Here is a 17,693-nt window from a genome sequence, read left to right as displayed (position 1 = left end):
AGGCCTTGAAAGACCTACTGAATTTGCTGAAAAACCAGGGTCAAGTCGAAGAGTTCGACGCCATCCGTATTGGGTTGGCATCGCCTGAGATGATCCGTTCGTGGTCGTTCGGTGAAGTTAAAAAGCCGGAAACCATCAACTACCGTACGTTCAAACCTGAGCGTGACGGCCTGTTCTGCGCCAAGATTTTTGGCCCGGTAAAGGATTACGAGTGCCTGTGCGGTAAGTACAAGCGCTTGAAGCACCGTGGTGTGATCTGCGAGAAGTGCGGCGTTGAAGTTGCACTGGCCAAGGTTCGTCGTGAGCGCATGGCGCACATCGAGCTGGCTTCGCCGGTTGCTCACATCTGGTTCCTGAAATCGCTGCCGTCCCGTATCGGCTTGCTGATGGACATGACCCTGCGTGATATCGAGCGCGTTCTCTACTTCGAGAGCTATGTCGTTATCGACCCAGGCATGACCACCCTTGAAAAAGGTCAGCTGCTGAACGACGAGCAGTACTTCGAAGCGCTGGAAGAGTTCGGCGACGATTTCGATGCCCGTATGGGTGCCGAAGCTGTCCGCGAGCTGCTGCACGCTATCGACCTGGAACACGAGATTGGCCGTCTGCGTGAAGAAATTCCGCAAACCAACTCCGAAACCAAAATCAAGAAGCTGTCCAAGCGTCTGAAGTTGATGGAGGCCTTCCAGGGTTCCGGCAACTTGCCAGAGTGGATGGTGCTGACCGTTCTGCCGGTTCTGCCGCCAGACCTGCGTCCGCTGGTACCGTTGGACGGCGGCCGTTTCGCGACGTCCGATCTCAACGATCTGTACCGCCGCGTGATCAACCGTAACAACCGCTTGAAGCGCCTGCTCGATCTGTCCGCTCCGGACATTATCGTGCGCAACGAAAAGCGTATGTTGCAGGAAGCGGTCGACGCCTTGCTCGACAACGGTCGTCGTGGCCGCGCTATCACGGGTTCGAACAAGCGTCCTCTGAAATCCTTGGCTGACATGATCAAGGGTAAGCAAGGTCGCTTCCGTCAGAACTTGCTCGGTAAGCGTGTTGACTACTCCGGTCGTTCGGTAATTACCGTAGGCCCGACCCTGCGTCTGCACCAGTGCGGTCTGCCGAAAAAGATGGCCCTCGAGCTGTTCAAACCGTTCATTTTCGGCAAGCTGGAAATGCGCGGTCTCGCGACCACCATCAAAGCGGCCAAGAAAATGGTCGAGCGCGAGCTGCCAGAAGTGTGGGACGTTCTCGCAGAAGTGATCCGCGAACACCCGGTTCTCCTCAACCGTGCACCGACCCTTCACCGTCTGGGTATCCAGGCGTTTGAACCGGTACTGATCGAAGGTAAGGCTATCCAGCTGCACCCGCTGGTCTGTGCTGCGTACAACGCCGACTTCGACGGTGACCAAATGGCCGTGCACGTGCCGCTCACACTGGAAGCCCAGTTGGAAGCGCGCGCGTTGATGATGTCGACCAACAACATTCTGTCGCCAGCCAACGGTGAGCCAATCATCGTTCCATCGCAGGACGTTGTATTGGGTCTGTACTACATGACCCGTGAAGCGATCAACGCCAAAGGCGAGGGTCGTGTGTTCGCTGACCTGCAGGAAGTTGACCGTGTGTTCCGTGCCGGCGAAGCCGCGCTGCACGCCAAGGTCAAAGTGCGGATTCATGAAACCGTCAACGACCGTGATGGCGGCAGCGTGAGCAACACCCGTATCGTCGACACTACCGTCGGCCGTGCACTGTTGTATCAGGTTGTGCCAAAAGGTCTGTCGTACGACGTCGTCAACCTGCCGATGAAGAAAAAGGCGATCTCCAAACTGATCAACCAGTGCTACCGCGTGGTTGGTCTGAAAGAGACCGTGATCTTCGCTGACCAGTTGATGTACACCGGTTTTGCTTATTCGACCATTTCCGGCGTTTCCATCGGTGTTAACGACTTCGTTATCCCGGATGAAAAGGCTCGCATCATCAGTGCTGCCACTGATGAAGTGAAAGAGATCGAAAGCCAATATGCCTCCGGCCTGGTAACCCAGGGCGAGAAGTACAACAAGGTGATCGACCTTTGGTCCAAGGCCAACGACGAAGTATCCAAGGCGATGATGGCCAACCTCTCGAAAGAGAAAGTCATCGACCGCCACGGCGACGAAGTTGACCAGGAGTCTTTCAACTCGATGTACATGATGGCCGACTCGGGCGCACGGGGTTCTGCCGCGCAGATCCGTCAGCTCGCCGGTATGCGTGGCCTGATGGCCAAGCCGGACGGCTCCATCATCGAAACGCCGATTACTGCGAACTTCCGTGAAGGGTTGAGCGTACTTCAGTACTTCATCTCCACTCACGGTGCTCGTAAAGGTCTGGCGGATACCGCGTTGAAAACCGCTAACTCCGGTTACCTGACTCGTCGTCTGGTAGACGTTGCACAAGATCTGGTTGTCACCGAGATCGATTGCGGCACCGAGCACGGTCTGCTGATGACTCCGCACATTGAAGGCGGTGACGTTGTAGAGCCGCTGGGTGAGCGCGTATTGGGTCGTGTTATTGCACGTGACGTATTCAAGCCAGGTACCGAGGAAGTTATCGTTCCTGCCGGCACCCTGGTAGATGAGAAGTGGGTCGAGTTCATCGAACTCAACAGCATCGACGAAGTGATCGTTCGCTCGCCGATCAGCTGCGAAACCCGCTATGGCATTTGCGCCAAGTGCTACGGCCGTGACTTGGCTCGTGGTCACCAGGTGAACATCGGTGAAGCGGTTGGCGTTATCGCTGCCCAGTCCATCGGTGAGCCGGGTACCCAGCTGACCATGCGTACGTTCCACATCGGCGGTGCGGCAAGCCGGACCTCCGCTGCTGACAGCGTTCAGGTGAAGAATGGCGGTACTGTTCGTCTGCACAACCTCAAGCACGTTGAGCGAGTAGATGGGCACCTGGTTGCTGTGTCCCGTTCCGGTGAGCTCGCAATCGCAGACGACTACGGTCGTGAGCGCGAGCGTTACAAGCTGCCGTACGGTGCTGTGATTTCGGTTAAAGAAGGTGACAAGGTCGACGCTGGCGCAATCGTGGCCAAGTGGGATCCGCACACTCACCCAATCGTTACCGAAATGAAAGGTACCGTGACCTACGTGGGCATGGAAGAAGGCATCACGATCAAGCGTCAGACTGACGAATTGACCGGTATGACCAACATTGAAGTACTCGACGCGAAAGATCGTCCAGCTGCCGGTAAAGACATCCGTCCTGCCGTGAAGATGGTCGATGACAACGGCAAGGATCTGTTGCTGCCAGGCACTGACGTAATCGCTCAGTACTTCCTGCCAGCCAACGCCCTGGTTGGTGTAGCGGATGGTGCGAAGATCGCGATCGGTGACGTTATCGCGCGTATCCCGCAAGAAACTTCGAAGACCCGTGACATCACCGGTGGTCTGCCGCGTGTTGCCGACTTGTTCGAAGCTCGTCGTCCGAAAGAAGCGTCGATTCTGGCTGAAGTCAGCGGTACCATCGCTTTCGGTAAGGAGACCAAAGGCAAGCGCCGTCTGGTCATTACCCCGAACGACGGTAGCGATCCGTATGAAGAGCTGATTCCGAAGTGGCGTCACCTGAACGTCTTCGAAGGCGAACAGGTAAACCGCGGTGAAGTTATCTCCGACGGTCCAAGCGACCCACACGATATCCTGCGTCTGCTGGGTGTAAGTGCGCTGGCCAAGTACATCGTTAACGAGATCCAGGACGTTTACCGTCTGCAAGGCGTGAAGATCAACGATAAGCACATCGAGACCATCCTGCGTCAGATGCTGCGTAAAGTTGAGATCGCTGAATCCGGCGATTCCAGTTTCATCAAGGGCGACCAGATGGAACTGACTCACGTACTGGTGGAAAACGAGCGCCTGGCGAACGAAGAGAAATTCGTTTCCAAGTTCACTCGCGTACTGCTGGGTATCACCAAGGCGTCGTTGTCCACTGAGTCGTTCATCTCGGCGGCCTCCTTCCAGGAGACCACTCGCGTACTGACCGAAGCAGCGGTAACCGGCAAGCGCGATTACTTGCGCGGCCTGAAAGAAAACGTGGTCGTGGGTCGTCTGATCCCGGCTGGTACCGGTTTGGCTTACCACAGCGAGCGCAAGCGCCGCCGTGATGCTGACAAACCGTTGCGCGTAAGCGCCAGTGAAGTGGAAGCTGCACTGACCGAAGCGCTGAACTCAAGCGGTAACTGAGTTCTGCGATAGATGAGTCTGGGCCCTGGCAGTCCCATTCGTCGGATCGAGGCAATTTTGCCCTGATTCGACGAGAGGGAAGGTCGGGGCCTTGCCTTGACTGGGGGCAAGATCCTCTTTAGACTCTTGTACCCCTAAATTTGGCGGGAATTCGTTCCTGCCATTTTGCTTTTCTTGCAAGACAATAGCGTCGCAAGACAACAGTGGAGCTAGTAGATGGCAACTATCAACCAGCTGGTACGTCAGCCGCGTAAGCGTATCGTCGAGAAATCCGACGTGCCTGCGCTGCAGAACTGCCCGCAACGTCGTGGCGTATGCACCCGTGTGTATACCACCACGCCGAAAAAACCTAACTCGGCACTGCGTAAAGTATGCCGTGTGCGTCTGACCAACGGTTTCGAGGTTTCCTCGTACATCGGCGGTGAAGGCCACAACCTGCAAGAACACAGCGTGGTACTGATCCGCGGCGGTCGTGTAAAAGACTTGCCAGGTGTTCGTTACCACACCGTACGCGGTTCCTTGGATACTTCCGGTGTTAAAGGTCGTAACCAGGGTCGTTCGAAGTACGGTACCAAGAAGCCTAAGTAGTAGCGGCTTTTTGTAAAAACTGAATCATCTTATTTTCTGAGTCGATAAGAGTAAGGTCGGAGGCGCCCCGTAAAGGCACCGATTCCGAGCGAACCTGAAGACCGTTTGAGGGCTTATCCATGCCAAGAAGACGCGTAGCAGCCAAGCGCGAAGTGCTTGACGATCCAAAATACGGAAGCCAAATCCTGGCCAAGTTCATGAACCACGTAATGGAAAGCGGCAAGAAAGCCGTTGCCGAGCGTATCGTTTATGGCGCGCTGGAAAAGGTTAAAGAACGCAAGAACAGCGACCCCCTGGAAATCTTCGAGAAAGCTCTCGACGCCATCGCTCCGCTGGTCGAAGTAAAGTCGCGCCGTGTAGGCGGTGCTACTTACCAGGTTCCGGTTGAAGTTCGCCCGTCCCGTCGTAACGCTCTGGCAATGCGCTGGTTGGTAGACTTCGCCCGTAAGCGCGGCGAGAAGTCTATGGCTCTGCGTTTGGCCGGCGAGCTGTTGGACGCTGCTGAAGGTAAAGGTGCTGCTGTTAAGAAGCGTGAAGACGTGCACCGTATGGCTGAAGCCAACAAAGCTTTCTCGCACTACCGCTTCTAATCTTAGCTTCACTAATTTTGCGAGGGCTTTATGGCTCGTACTACTCCGATTAGCCGCTACCGTAACATCGGTATCGTTGCTCACGTGGATGCTGGTAAAACCACCACCACCGAGCGCGTACTGTTTTACACCGGCAAAAGTCACAAAATGGGCGAGGTGCATGATGGCGCCGCGACCACAGACTGGATGGTTCAGGAGCAGGAGCGTGGTATTACCATTACTTCTGCTGCTATTACCGCCTTCTGGAAAGGTTCCGAGAAGCAGTACAAAGACGAGCATCGCTTCAACGTAATCGATACCCCGGGCCACGTAGACTTCACCATTGAAGTTGAACGTTCCCTGCGCGTACTCGACGGCGCTGTCGTTGTGTTCTGCGGTACTTCGGGTGTTGAGCCTCAGTCGGAAACCGTATGGCGTCAAGCCAACAAATACGGCGTTCCACGTCTTGTTTACGTAAACAAGATGGACCGTGCTGGTGCCAACTTCCTGCGCGTGATCGGTCAGATCAAGCAGCGTCTGGGTCACACTCCGGTGCCAATCCAATTGGCTATCGGTTCCGAAGACAACTTCCAGGGTCAGATCGATCTGATCAACATGGAAGCGGTCTACTGGAATGATTCCGACAAAGGTATGGTTCCTGTTCGTAAGCCTATCCCTGCTGAACTGCAGGAACTGGCTGACGAATGGCGCAACAACATGGTTGAGGCTGCTGCCGAAGCCAGCGAAGAGCTGATGAACAAGTACCTCGAAGGTGAAGAGCTCACCAACGTGGAAATCAAGGCCGCTCTGCGTCAGCGTACTATCGCTGGTGAGATCGTCTTGGCTGTTTGCGGTTCCTCGTTCAAGAACAAGGGTGTTCCCCTGGTTCTCGATGCTGTGATCGACTACCTGCCTGCTCCAACCGACATTCCTGCTATCAAGGGTACCAACCCTGATAACGAGGAAGAGGAAATGGAGCGTCATGCAGACGACAGCGAGCCGTTCTCGGCCCTGGCGTTCAAGATCGCTACCGACCCATTCGTGGGTACCTTGACTTTCGTCCGCGTTTACTCGGGCGTGTTGGCATCCGGCGACGGCGTGATCAACTCGGTTAAAGGTAAGAAAGAGCGCGTGGGTCGTATGGTGCAAATGCACGCAAACGCCCGTGAAGAGATCAAGGAAGTACGCGCTGGTGACATCGCGGCCCTGATCGGCATGAAGGACGTCACCACTGGTGAGACTTTGTGCGACGCTGCTAAGCCAATCATCCTGGTTCGTATGGACTTCCCGGAGCCGGTTATTTCGGTTGCCGTAGAGCCTAAGACCAAGGATGACCAGGAAAAAATGGGTATCGCTCTGGGCAAACTTGCTCAGGAAGATCCATCTTTCCGCGTTAAGACTGATGAAGAGACTGGTCAAACGATCATCTCTGGCATGGGCGAGCTGCACCTGGACATCCTGGTTGACCGGATGCGCCGTGAGTTCAACGTCGAAGCCAACATCGGTAAGCCTCAGGTTTCCTATCGTGAGCGCATCACGAAGAACTGTGAAATCGAAGGCAAGTTCGTTCGTCAGTCCGGCGGTCGTGGTCAGTTCGGTCACTGCTGGATCCGTTTTGCTCCTGCTGACGAAGGTCAGGAAGGTCTGCAATTCGTGAACGAAGTAGTGGGTGGTGTTGTTCCTAAGGAATACATCCCTGCTATCCAGAAGGGTATCGAAGAGCAGATGAAGAACGGTGTTGTTGCCGGCTATCCGCTGATCGGCCTGAAAGCAACCGTTTTTGACGGTTCTTACCACGACGTCGACTCCAACGAGATGGCGTTTAAGGTGGCTGCTTCCATGGCAACCAAGCAACTGGCCCAGAAGGGCGGTGGTGAGTTGCTTGAGCCAATCATGGCGGTAGAAGTTGTTACACCTGAAGACTATATGGGTGATGTCATGGGCGACCTTAACCGTCGTCGCGGCATGATCTTGGGCATGGAAGACACGGTTTCCGGCAAAGTGATTCGCGCCGAGGTTCCGTTGGGTGAGATGTTCGGTTATGCGACCGACGTTCGCTCCATGTCCCAGGGTCGCGCAAGCTACTCTATGGAATTCAAAAAATACAACACAGCTCCGGCGCACATCGCTGAAACTGTATCCAAAAAACAAGGCTGATTCAGTCCTTTAGGCAAGGAGTTAATTGTCGTGGCTAAAGAAAAATTTGATCGTTCCCTACCGCACGTCAACGTTGGCACCATCGGTCACGTTGACCACGGTAAAACCACTCTGACTGCTGCTCTGACTCGCGTTTGCTCCGAAGTATTCGGTTCGGCAATCGTTGATTTCGATAAAATCGACAGCGCACCAGAAGAAAAAGCTCGTGGTATCACCATCAACACCGCGCACGTTGAATACAACTCGCTGATCCGTCACTACGCTCACGTTGACTGCCCAGGTCACGCTGACTATGTGAAGAACATGATCACTGGTGCTGCCCAGATGGACGGCGCAATCCTGGTTTGCTCGGCCGCTGATGGTCCGATGCCGCAAACCCGTGAGCACATCCTGCTGTCCCGTCAGGTTGGCGTTCCGTACATCGTGGTTTACCTGAACAAGGCTGACCTGGTAGACGACGCTGAGCTGCTGGAACTGGTTGAGATGGAAGTGCGCGATCTGCTGAGCACTTACGACTTCCCAGGCGACGACACTCCGATCATCATCGGTTCTGCTCGTATGGCTCTGGAAGGCAAAGACGACAACGAAATGGGCACCACGTCCGTTCGTAAGCTGGTTGAAACTCTGGACAGCTACATCCCAGATCCAGTTCGTGTTATCGACAAGCCGTTCCTGATGCCAATCGAAGACGTGTTCTCGATCTCCGGTCGCGGTACTGTTGTGACTGGTCGTATCGAGCGCGGTATCGTTAAGGTTCAAGATCCACTGGAAATCGTTGGTCTGCGTGACACTACCGTCACCACCTGCACCGGTGTTGAAATGTTCCGTAAGCTGCTCGACGAAGGTCGTGCTGGCGAGAACTGCGGCGTTCTGCTGCGTGGTACCAAGCGTGACGACGTTGAGCGTGGCCAGGTTCTGGTTAAGCCAGGTTCGGTTAAGCCGCACACCAAGTTCGAAGCTGAAGTGTACGTACTGAGCAAAGAAGAAGGCGGTCGTCACACTCCGTTCTTCAAAGGCTACCGTCCACAGTTCTACTTCCGTACTACTGACGTGACTGGTAACTGCGAGCTGCCGGAAGGCGTTGAAATGGTTATGCCGGGCGACAACATCAAAATGGTTGTTACCCTGATCAAAACCATCGCAATGGAAGACGGTCTGCGTTTCGCTATTCGCGAAGGCGGCCGTACCGTTGGTGCTGGCGTTGTAGCTAAAATCATCGAGTAATTATCTCTTTTGAGATTGCCTTGATGTTTTGAAGAGGCCCCCGCTCAGCGGGGGCCTTTTTTATTGGGTTGACACCTATCTGGGCCGTCTATAGAATTGCGCCTCCTTTTAACGGGCGTATTGCGCTCGCTGGGAATAGCAGCCGGAGTCTGAAATCCAATGCAAAATCAGCAAATCCGTATCAGGTTGAAGGCTTTTGACCATCGCCTGATCGACCAATCCACCCAGGAAATCGTGGAAACCGCGAAACGTACTGGTGCACAAGTGCGTGGTCCAATTCCACTGCCTACCCGTAAAGAGCGGTTCACCGTTCTGGTCTCCCCGCACGTCAACAAAGACGCGCGTGACCAGTACGAGATCCGTACTCATAAGCGCGTTCTGGACATCGTCCAGCCAACGGATAAAACCGTTGATGCACTTATGAAGCTTGATCTGGCGGCCGGTGTGGAAGTACAGATCAGCCTCGGCTAAGACTTGGGTCTTAGTCGTGTAACGCTCTGAAATGGGCGGCCATAGCGGGTGAAAGCCCCGTACACTCATGAGGTTTACAACATGACTATTGGTGTAGTCGGTCGTAAATGCGGTATGACCCGTATTTTCACCGAAGAAGGTGTCTCCATTCCGGTCACGGTCATTGAGATCGAGCCGAATCGCGTCACCCAGTTCAAAACTGAAGAAACCGATGGCTATCGTGCAGTGCAAGTCACTGTCGGCGAGCGTCGTGCTTCGCGTGTGACTGCTGCTCAGGCAGGTCACTTCGCTAAAGCAAACGTTGCAGCTGGTCGCACTGTTATGGAGTTCCGTCTTGAAGACGGCGACTACCAGGCTGGCGATCTGATCAACGCTGAAATCTTCGCCGCTGGTCAACTGGTTGATGTAACCGGTCAGTCCAAGGGTAAAGGCTTCCAGGGTACGATCAAGCGTTGGAATTTCCGTGGCCAAGACAACACTCACGGTAACTCCGTTTCCCACCGCGTCCCGGGCTCTATTGGCCAGTGCCAGACTCCTGGTCGTGTATTCAAGGGCAAAAAAATGTCCGGTCATATGGGCGCTGAGCGCGTGACCGTGCAGTCCCTCGAAGTAGTGCGCGTCGACGCTGAACGCAATCTGTTGTTGGTCAAGGGTGCTGTTCCTGGCGCTACTGGCGGCAACCTGGTTGTACGTCCAGCGGCCAAGGCTCGCGGTTAAGGGGAAGCTGACATGCAATTAAATGTAAATGACGCTCAAGCGATCGAAGTTTCCGAACTGACATTTGGCGGCGAATTCAACGAGACGCTGGTTCACCAAGCAGTCGTGGCCTACATGGCCGGCGGCCGTCAAGGTAGCAAGCAGCAAAAGACCCGTTCCGACGTTCGTGGTGGCGGTAAGCGCCCTTGGCGTCAGAAAGGTACTGGCCGTGCTCGTGCCGGTACTATCCGTAGCCCAATCTGGCGTGGCGGCGGTACCACTTTCGCAGCTCGTCCACAGGATCACACTCAGAAGCTCAACAAGAAGATGTATCGCGCAGCACTGCGCTCCATCCTTGCTGAACTCGTGCGTACTGATCGTCTGGTCGTGGTTCAGGATTTCGCTGTTGAAGCGCCGAAAACCAAAGATCTGCTGAACAAGCTGAACGGCATGGGCCTGACTGACGTCCTGATCGTGTCTGAAGCTGTTGATCAGAACCTGTACCTGGCTGCTCGCAACCTGCCACACGTTGATGTACGTGACGTGCAAGGTTCCGATCCAGTTAGTCTGATCGCATACGACAAGGTGTTGATCACCGTGTCGGCCGTGAAGAAATTCGAGGAGCTGCTGGGATGAACCAGGAACGCGTATTTAAAGTTCTGCTTGGCCCGCACGTTTCCGAAAAGGCTACGGTTCTGGCTGACAAGAAAGGCCAGTTCGTTTTCAAGGTTGCAACTGACGCAACCAAGCTGGAAATCAAGAAGGCCGTCGAAAGCCTGTTCAGCGTGAAAGTAGAGCGTGTTACTACCCTGAATGTTCTGGGTAAGAGCAAGCGCACTGCTCGCGGTCTGGGCAAGCGTAATGACTGGAAGAAGGCAGTTATCTCCCTTCAGCCAGGCCAAGATCTCGATTTCAGCAGCAGTGCTGAGTAAGGAAGGGGTGCATCATGGCAATCGTTAAATGCAAACCGACTTCCCCTGGCCGCCGTTTTGTGGTCAAGGTGGTCAACCAGGAGCTGCATAAAGGCGCTCCTCACGCACCGCTGCTCGAGAAGAAATCGAAGACTGGTGGTCGTAACAATAATGGTCGTATTACCACTCGTCACATCGGTGGTGGCCATAAGCAGCATTATCGTCTGGTCGACTTCCGTCGCAACGACAAAGATGGCATCGCTGCCACTGTCGAGCGTATCGAATACGATCCAAACCGTACTGCTCACATCGCTCTGCTGCTGTACGCAGATGGCGAGCGTCGCTACATCATCGCCCCTAAAGGCGTGAGTGCTGGTGACCAGCTGATCGCAGGTGCCCTGGCACCGATCAAGCCGGGCAACGCTCTGCAACTGCGTAACATTCCAGTTGGTAGCACCGTACACGGCATCGAATTGAAGCCAGGTAAAGGCGCGCAAATCGCTCGTTCCGCTGGTGCTTCGGCTCAGCTGATCGCTCGTGAAGGTGTCTACGTGACCCTGCGTCTGCGTTCTGGTGAGATGCGTAAAGTGCTGGCTGAATGCCGCGCGACCCTGGGTGAAGTCTCGAACTCCGAGCACAGCCTGCGTTCGCTGGGTAAAGCTGGTGCCAAACGCTGGCGTGGCGTTCGCCCAACCGTTCGTGGTGTTGCCATGAACCCGGTTGACCACCCACACGGTGGTGGTGAAGGTCGTACCTCTGGTGGTCGTCATCCGGTATCGCCATGGGGCTTCCCGACTAAGGGCGCGAAGACTCGTGGTAATAAGCGTACCGACAAAATGATCGTCCGTCGTCGCAAGTAAATAGAGGGATACGACAGTGCCACGTTCTCTGAAAAAAGGTCCTTTTATTGATCTTCACCTACTGAAGAAGATCGAAGTGGCGGCGGAAAAGAACGATCGCAAACCAGTTAAAACCTGGTCGCGTCGTTCGATGATCCTGCCACAAATGGTCGGTCTGACCATCGCAGTACACAACGGTCGTCTGCACGTCCCGGTTCTCGTTAACGAAGACATGGTCGGCCACAAACTAGGCGAGTTTGCCGGTACCCGCACTTATCGTGGGCACGTGGCAGACAAGAAAGCCAAGCGTTAAGGGGTAAGGAAATGGAAGTAGCCGCTAAGTTGTCGGGCGCTCGAATCTCCGCCCAGAAAGCCCGCTTGGTCGCCGACCAGATCCGCGGGAAGAAGGTGGGCGAAGCGCTCAACCTGTTGGCTTTCAGCAGTAAGAAAGCCGCCGAGATCATGAAGAAAGTGCTGGAGTCGGCCGTAGCCAACGCCGAGCATAACGAAGGCGCAGACGTTGATGACCTGAAGGTCAGCACCGTTTTCGTCAACGAAGGGCGTTCGCTGAAGCGTATCATGCCGCGTGCCAAAGGCCGTGCTGATCGCATCGTCAAGCGGTCTTGCCATATCACTGTCAAGGTTGCTGACAAGTAACGGAGTCGAAGAGATGGGTCAGAAAGTACATCCCATTGGCATTCGCCTGGGAATCGTCAAGGAGCACACCTCCGTCTGGTACGCAGACGGTCGGACTTATGCGGACTATTTGTTCGCTGATCTGAAGGTGCGTGAGTATCTCCAAGACAAACTAAAAAGCGCGTCCGTAAGCCGTATCGATATCCATCGTCCGGCACAAACTGCACGTATCACCATCCACACTGCTCGTCCAGGTATCGTTATCGGGAAGAAAGGTGAAGATGTTGAGAAACTGCGTCAGGACCTGACCAAGCAAATGGGTGTGCCTGTGCACATCAATATCGAAGAGATCCGCAAGCCGGAGCTCGACGGTATGCTGGTTGCGCAGAGCGTAGCTCAGCAGCTGGAGCGTCGCGTCATGTTCCGCCGTGCTATGAAGCGCGCCGTACAGAACGCCATGCGCATTGGTGCCAAAGGCATCAAAATCCAAGTGAGCGGTCGTCTCGGCGGTGCTGAAATCGCACGTACTGAATGGTATCGCGAAGGTCGTGTGCCATTGCACACCCTGCGTGCCGACATCGACTATGCCAACTACGAAGCTCACACCACTTACGGTGTGATCGGTGTAAAGGTTTGGATCTTCAAAGGCGAAGTAATTGGTGGTCGCCAAGAAGAACTGAAACCACAAGCACCAGCGCCTCGTAAAAAAGCTGCTAAGTAAGGGGTACGCCAAATGTTGCAACCTAAGCGTACGAAGTTCCGCAAGCAGATGACAGGCCACAACCGTGGTCTGGCACAGCGCGGTAGCAAAGTCAGCTTCGGCGAGTTCGCGCTGAAGTCTGTAGCTCGTGGTCGTCTCACCGCTCGTCAGATCGAGTCAGCGCGTCGTGCTCTGACCCGTCACGTAAAACGTGGCGGCAAGATCTGGATCCGTGTATTCCCGGACAAGCCGATCTCCAAAAAGCCCCTCGAAGTTCGGATGGGTAAAGGTAAGGGTAACGTGGAATACTGGGTAGCCCAGATTCAGCCAGGCAAAGTCCTGTATGAAATCGAGGGTGTTTCTGAAGAGCTGGCGCGTGAGGCTTTCGCCCTGGCTGCTGCAAAGCTGCCGCTCGCCACCTCCTTTGTTAAACGGACGGTGATGTGATGAAAGCGAATGAACTTCGTGAAAAATCCGCACAGCAGCTGAACGAGCAACTGCTCGGCTTGCTGCGCGACCAGTTCAATCTGCGCATGCAGAAAGCAACTGGCCAGTTGGGGCAGTCTCATCTGCTCTCGCAAGTTAAGCGTGACATCGCTCGCGTGAAGACTGTGCTCAACCAGCAGGCAGGTAAGTGATCATGGCTGAAGCCGAAAAGACTGTCCGTACGCTGACTGGCCGTGTTGTCAGCGACAAGATGGACAAAACCATCACCGTTCTGATCGAGCGTCGCGTTAAGCACCCGATCTACGGTAAATATGTTAAGCGTTCGACTAAGCTGCACGCGCACGACGAAACCAATCAGTGCCACATCGGCGACAAAGTCACTATTCGTGAAACTCGTCCGATGGCCAAGACCAAGTCTTGGGCGCTGGTTGATGTTCTCGAACGCGCTGTGGAAGTCTAAGGACTAGGGGTCGGAGAAATTATATGATTCAGACTCAATCCATGCTCGATGTGGCCGATAACAGCGGCGCTCGCCGTGTTATGTGCATCAAGGTGCTGGGTGGCTCCCATCGTCGTTACGCTGGTATCGGTGACATCATCAAAGTTACCGTCAAGGAAGCGATTCCTCGCGGTAAAGTGAAAAAAGGCCAAGTGATGACTGCTGTTGTAGTCCGCACTCGTCACGGCGTACGTCGTGCAGATGGCTCCATTATCCGCTTTGATGGCAACGCTGCTGTTCTTCTGAACAACAAGCAAGAGCCGATCGGCACCCGTATCTTTGGGCCAGTGACCCGTGAACTTCGTACTGAGAAGTTCATGAAGATCGTCTCGCTCGCCCCAGAAGTGCTGTAAGGAGATCCGACATGCAAAAGATTCGTCGTGACGACGAGATCATCGTGATCGCCGGCAAAGACAAGGGTAAGCGCGGTAAGGTGCTGAAGGTTCTCGCTGACGACCGTCTGGTCGTTGGTGGTCTGAACCTGGTCAAGCGCCATACCAAGCCTAACCCGATGTCGGGCGTACAGGGCGGTATCGTCGAGAAAGAAGCGCCACTGCACGCTTCTAACGTCGCCATCTTCAACGGCGAAACCAACAAGGCTGATCGTGTTGGTTTCAAAGTAGAAGACGGTAAGAAAATTCGTGTCTTCAAGTCGACCCAAAAAGCGGTTGATGCTTGAACACTGCTAGGTAGATAAGACCATGGCACGACTACAAGAGATTTACCGGAAGGAAATCGCCCCCAAGCTTAAGGAAGAACTTAAGCTCGGGAACGTGATGGAAGTTCCGCGCGTTACCAAAATCACCCTGAACATGGGTCTGGGCGAAGCGATCGGCGACAAAAAAGTCATCGAGCACGCTGTTGCTGACCTGGAAAAGATCACCGGTCAAAAAGTCGTTGTGACTTACGCTCGGAAATCCATCGCTGGCTTTAAAGTCCGTGAAGGTTGGCCGATCGGCGTCAAAGTGACTTTGCGCCGTGAGCGTATGTATGAATTCCTGGATCGTCTGCTGTCGATCTCCCTGCCTCGGGTTCGCGACTTCCGCGGCCTGAATGCCAAGTCCTTCGACGGTCGTGGTAACTACAGCATGGGTGTGAAAGAGCAGATCATCTTCCCGGAAATCGACTACGACAAGATCGATGCTCTCCGCGGTCTGGACATCACCCTGACCACCACTGCCAAGAACGATGATGAAGGTCGCGCCCTGTTGCGTGCTTTCAAATTCCCGTTCCGCAACTGATTGGAGTAGGACCATGGCCAAGATGAGCATGAAAAACCGCGAGCTGAAACGTCAGCTCACGGTTGCCAAGTACGCCAAGAAGCGTGCAGCACTGAAAGCAATCATCGTTGATCTGAACGCAAGTCCAGAAGCGCGTTGGGAAGCTACAGTAGCCCTGCAGAAGCAGCCACGTGACGCAAGCGCTTCGCGCATGCGTAACCGCTGCCGCCTGACCGGTCGTCCACACGGCGTTTACCGCAAGTTCGGCCTTGGCCGTAACAAACTGCGTGAAGCGGCAATGCGTGGTGACGTACCAGGTCTGGTTAAAGCCAGCTGGTAAGTACTTTCAACGTCCAGGTGGCCTGACTCGCAAGATCCAGACCACCGGTGACCTTGAAACTGGAACAAGCCCCTTTTGGGGCTTGTTTCATTTCCGGAGTGTGTCTAGAATACCCGGCTCGCCTGAGCCCGTGTTTTCTATGCTCGGAGATTCTCGGCGACATATGTAGCCGCAAGGCTAATTTTTTTGTATTAGGAGCGTCTAGCCCATGAGTATGCAGGACCCGTTAGCGGACATGCTAACTCGTATCCGTAATGCCCAGATGGCTGAAAAGTCCGTCGTAAGCATGCCATCTTCCAAGTTGAAGGTAGCTGTTGCCAAAGTCCTGAAAGACGAAGGCTACATTGCGGGTTATCAGATCAGCAGCGAAATCAAACCACTGCTGTCCATCGAGCTGAAGTACTTCGAAGGCCGTTCGGTCATCGAGGAAGTGAAGCGCGTTAGCCGTCCAGGCCTGCGTCAGTACAAGTCCGCTGAAGATCTGCCGAAAGTTCGTGGCGGTCTGGGCGTGTCTATCGTCTCCACCAACAAAGGTGTGATGACGGATCGTGCTGCGCGCGCTGCCGGTGTCGGCGGCGAAGTTCTTTGCACTGTGTTCTAAGGGGGGATAAGCATGTCTCGCGTCGCTAAGAACCCCGTTAAGCTGCCAGCCGGTGTCGAAATCAAATTCGCAGGCCAACAGCTTTCGGTGAAGGGTGCCAAGGGTACTCTTGAACTGAACATCCATTCGTCCGTTGAGATCGTTGAAGAAGCTGGTGAGCTGCGTTTCGCTGCTCGCAATGGCGATCAACAAACTCGCGCAATGGCCGGTACCACGCGTGCGTTGGTAAACAACATGGTCCAAGGCGTAAGCCAAGGCTTCGAGCGTAAGCTCCAGCTGGTCGGTGTTGGTTACAAAGCGCAAGCAAAAGGCTCGGTTTTGAACCTGGCCCTTGGCTTCTCGCACCCAGTGGATTACGAACTGCCGGAAGGCATCACCGCTGAGACCCCTAGCCAGACCGATATCCTGATCAAGGGCATCGATAAGCAGCTGGTAGGTCAAGTGGCCGCTGAGATCCGCGACTTCCGTCCACCAGAGCCGTACAAAGGCAAAGGTGTGCGCTACGCGGACGAAGTCGTCCGTCGTAAAGAAGCCAAGAAGAAGTAGGGCATAGCAAATGACCGACAAAAAAGTTACTCGACTGCGTCGCGCTCGCAAAGCACGCCTGAAAATGCACGAACTCGAAGTCGTGCGTCTCTGCGTGTTCCGCTCGTCGCAGCACATCTACGCCCAGGTCATCTCGGCCGACGGCAACAAAGTTCTGGCAAGTGCCTCGACTTTGGATAAAGAACTGCGTGATGGTGCCACTGGCAACATCGACGCGGCCACAAAGGTTGGCCAGCTGGTCGCTACGCGTGCTAAGGCCGCTGGCGTCTCGCAAGTGGCTTTCGACCGCTCTGGCTTCAAGTACCACGGCCGCGTTAAAGCGCTGGCTGATGCTGCTCGTGAAGCTGGGCTGGAGTTCTAAGTTATGTCAAATAACGACCAAAAGCGCGACGAAGGCTACATTGAGAAGCTGGTTCAAGTTAACCGCGTAGCCAAAACCGTTAAAGGCGGCCGTATCTTCACTTTCACCGCGTTGACCGTGGTAGGTGATGGTAAAGGGCGTGTTGGCTTCGGCCGTGGCAAGTCACGTGAAGTGCCTGCTGCGATCCAGAAGGCAATGGAAGCTGCTCGTCGCAACATGATCCAAGTTGATCTGAACGGCACCACTCTGCAGTACGCAATGAAGTCTGCCCATGGCGCTTCGAAGGTGTACATGCAGCCTGCTTCTGAAGGTACCGGTATCATCGCTGGCGGCGCTATGCGTGCTGTCCTCGAAGTTGCTGGTGTTCAGAACGTTCTGGCCAAGTGCTATGGCTCGACTAACCCAGTAAACGTGGTTCACGCCACTTTCAAGGGTTTGAAAGCTATGCAGTCTCCTGAATCCATTGCCGCCAAGCGTGGCAAAAGCGTCAAGGAGATCTTCTGATCATGGCTACCGTTAAAGTAACGCTGATCAAAAGCATGACCGGCCGCATCCCTAACCACAAATTGTGCGTTAAGGGTTTGGGTCTGCGTCGCATCGGTCACACTGTAGAAGTCCAGGATACTCCCGAAAATCGCGGGATGATCAACAAGGCTTACTACATGCTGCGTGTCGAGGGTTAA

Annotated in this window: 25 protein-coding genes; all 25 read left to right on the top strand. The window is 54.6% G+C overall.

What is annotated here, in order from left to right; all coding sequences use genetic code 11:
* The first annotated feature begins 5 nt into the window (after positions 1–5).
* Entirely contained in the window at positions 6–4,205 is a 4,200-nt protein-coding gene (rpoC, locus tag AB4O05_RS01650; protein WP_003194653.1) for a DNA-directed RNA polymerase subunit beta', read from the top strand.
* Positions 4,206–4,421: 216 nt separating this feature from the next.
* Entirely contained in the window at positions 4,422–4,793 is a 372-nt protein-coding gene (gene rpsL / locus AB4O05_RS01645) for a 30S ribosomal protein S12 (RefSeq protein WP_002555494.1), read from the top strand.
* A 119-nt stretch (positions 4,794–4,912) separates the two neighbouring features.
* A complete protein-coding gene (rpsG, locus tag AB4O05_RS01640) occupies positions 4,913–5,383 on the top strand; it encodes a 30S ribosomal protein S7 (RefSeq protein WP_002555493.1) in 471 nt (156 codons plus the stop codon).
* A 30-nt stretch (positions 5,384–5,413) separates the two neighbouring features.
* Complete coding sequence (gene fusA / locus AB4O05_RS01635) at positions 5,414–7,519, top strand: elongation factor G (protein ID WP_010206921.1); 2,106 nt, start codon at positions 5,414–5,416, stop codon at positions 7,517–7,519.
* Between the two features lie 30 nt (positions 7,520–7,549).
* Complete coding sequence (gene tuf, locus AB4O05_RS01630) at positions 7,550–8,743, top strand: elongation factor Tu (RefSeq protein WP_003176426.1); 1,194 nt, start codon at positions 7,550–7,552, stop codon at positions 8,741–8,743.
* A 159-nt stretch (positions 8,744–8,902) separates the two neighbouring features.
* A complete protein-coding gene (gene rpsJ / locus AB4O05_RS01625) occupies positions 8,903–9,214 on the top strand; it encodes a 30S ribosomal protein S10 (RefSeq protein WP_003186070.1) in 312 nt (103 codons plus the stop codon).
* Positions 9,215–9,295: 81 nt separating this feature from the next.
* Entirely contained in the window at positions 9,296–9,931 is a 636-nt protein-coding gene (gene rplC, locus AB4O05_RS01620) for a 50S ribosomal protein L3 (RefSeq protein WP_003194649.1), read from the top strand.
* 12 nt (positions 9,932–9,943) lie between these two features.
* Entirely contained in the window at positions 9,944–10,546 is a 603-nt protein-coding gene (gene rplD / locus AB4O05_RS01615; RefSeq protein WP_003210082.1) for a 50S ribosomal protein L4, read from the top strand.
* On the top strand, positions 10,543–10,842 hold the full coding sequence (gene rplW / locus AB4O05_RS01610) for a 50S ribosomal protein L23 (protein WP_002555488.1): 300 nt from the start codon (positions 10,543–10,545) through the stop codon (positions 10,840–10,842). Before rplD ends, rplW begins: the two co-directional genes overlap by 4 nt.
* 14 nt (positions 10,843–10,856) lie before the next feature.
* Positions 10,857–11,681: a 50S ribosomal protein L2 gene (rplB, locus tag AB4O05_RS01605; protein WP_003210080.1), complete on the top strand. Its 825-nt coding sequence runs from the start codon at positions 10,857–10,859 to the stop codon at positions 11,679–11,681.
* 16 nt (positions 11,682–11,697) lie between these two features.
* Positions 11,698–11,973 carry a 30S ribosomal protein S19 gene (gene rpsS, locus AB4O05_RS01600; RefSeq protein ID WP_003232420.1) on the top strand — a complete coding sequence of 92 codons (276 nt, stop codon included), beginning with the start codon at positions 11,698–11,700 and terminating at the stop codon, positions 11,971–11,973.
* 11 nt (positions 11,974–11,984) lie between these two features.
* Positions 11,985–12,317, top strand: a complete 333-nt coding sequence (gene rplV / locus AB4O05_RS01595; protein ID WP_003103908.1) for a 50S ribosomal protein L22 — start codon at positions 11,985–11,987, stop codon at positions 12,315–12,317.
* Between the two features lie 13 nt (positions 12,318–12,330).
* Positions 12,331–13,017, top strand: coding sequence for a 30S ribosomal protein S3 (gene rpsC, locus AB4O05_RS01590; RefSeq protein WP_003176422.1), 687 nt, complete (start codon positions 12,331–12,333; stop codon positions 13,015–13,017).
* A 12-nt stretch (positions 13,018–13,029) separates the two neighbouring features.
* Positions 13,030–13,443 carry a 50S ribosomal protein L16 gene (gene rplP, locus AB4O05_RS01585; RefSeq protein WP_003176421.1) on the top strand — a complete coding sequence of 138 codons (414 nt, stop codon included), beginning with the start codon at positions 13,030–13,032 and terminating at the stop codon, positions 13,441–13,443.
* Entirely contained in the window at positions 13,443–13,634 is a 192-nt protein-coding gene (gene rpmC / locus AB4O05_RS01580) for a 50S ribosomal protein L29 (RefSeq protein WP_002555481.1), read from the top strand. Before rplP ends, rpmC begins: the two co-directional genes overlap by 1 nt.
* Positions 13,635–13,636: 2 nt before the next feature.
* Complete coding sequence (gene rpsQ / locus AB4O05_RS01575) at positions 13,637–13,903, top strand: 30S ribosomal protein S17 (protein WP_003194644.1); 267 nt, start codon at positions 13,637–13,639, stop codon at positions 13,901–13,903.
* A 23-nt stretch (positions 13,904–13,926) separates the two neighbouring features.
* Positions 13,927–14,295, top strand: coding sequence for a 50S ribosomal protein L14 (rplN, locus tag AB4O05_RS01570; RefSeq protein WP_002555479.1), 369 nt, complete (start codon positions 13,927–13,929; stop codon positions 14,293–14,295).
* Positions 14,296–14,306: 11 nt separating this feature from the next.
* The gene (gene rplX / locus AB4O05_RS01565; protein ID WP_007896770.1) at positions 14,307–14,621 is read left to right on the top strand and encodes a 50S ribosomal protein L24; all 315 of its coding nucleotides are present in this window, start codon (positions 14,307–14,309) and stop codon (positions 14,619–14,621) included.
* Positions 14,622–14,643: 22 nt separating this feature from the next.
* Positions 14,644–15,183, top strand: a complete 540-nt coding sequence (gene rplE / locus AB4O05_RS01560) for a 50S ribosomal protein L5 (RefSeq protein WP_003194642.1) — start codon at positions 14,644–14,646, stop codon at positions 15,181–15,183.
* A gap of 13 nt (positions 15,184–15,196) precedes the next feature.
* The gene (rpsN, locus tag AB4O05_RS01555; RefSeq protein WP_003176414.1) at positions 15,197–15,502 is read left to right on the top strand and encodes a 30S ribosomal protein S14; all 306 of its coding nucleotides are present in this window, start codon (positions 15,197–15,199) and stop codon (positions 15,500–15,502) included.
* Positions 15,503–15,710: 208 nt separating this feature from the next.
* Positions 15,711–16,103 carry a 30S ribosomal protein S8 gene (rpsH, locus tag AB4O05_RS01550; protein WP_003176413.1) on the top strand — a complete coding sequence of 131 codons (393 nt, stop codon included), beginning with the start codon at positions 15,711–15,713 and terminating at the stop codon, positions 16,101–16,103.
* 12 nt (positions 16,104–16,115) lie between these two features.
* Positions 16,116–16,649, top strand: coding sequence for a 50S ribosomal protein L6 (rplF, locus tag AB4O05_RS01545; RefSeq protein WP_339530076.1), 534 nt, complete (start codon positions 16,116–16,118; stop codon positions 16,647–16,649).
* Between the two features lie 10 nt (positions 16,650–16,659).
* Complete coding sequence (rplR, locus tag AB4O05_RS01540; protein ID WP_003186037.1) at positions 16,660–17,010, top strand: 50S ribosomal protein L18; 351 nt, start codon at positions 16,660–16,662, stop codon at positions 17,008–17,010.
* A gap of 3 nt (positions 17,011–17,013) precedes the next feature.
* On the top strand, positions 17,014–17,514 hold the full coding sequence (rpsE, locus tag AB4O05_RS01535; RefSeq protein WP_003186035.1) for a 30S ribosomal protein S5: 501 nt from the start codon (positions 17,014–17,016) through the stop codon (positions 17,512–17,514).
* Between the two features lie 2 nt (positions 17,515–17,516).
* Complete coding sequence (gene rpmD / locus AB4O05_RS01530; RefSeq protein ID WP_003176408.1) at positions 17,517–17,693, top strand: 50S ribosomal protein L30; 177 nt, start codon at positions 17,517–17,519, stop codon at positions 17,691–17,693.

Source organism: Pseudomonas sp. S1_G07 (assembly GCF_054668565.1).
The sequence above is the reverse complement of the archived record's forward strand: the minus strand, read 5'-3'. Positions and strand labels throughout refer to the sequence as shown.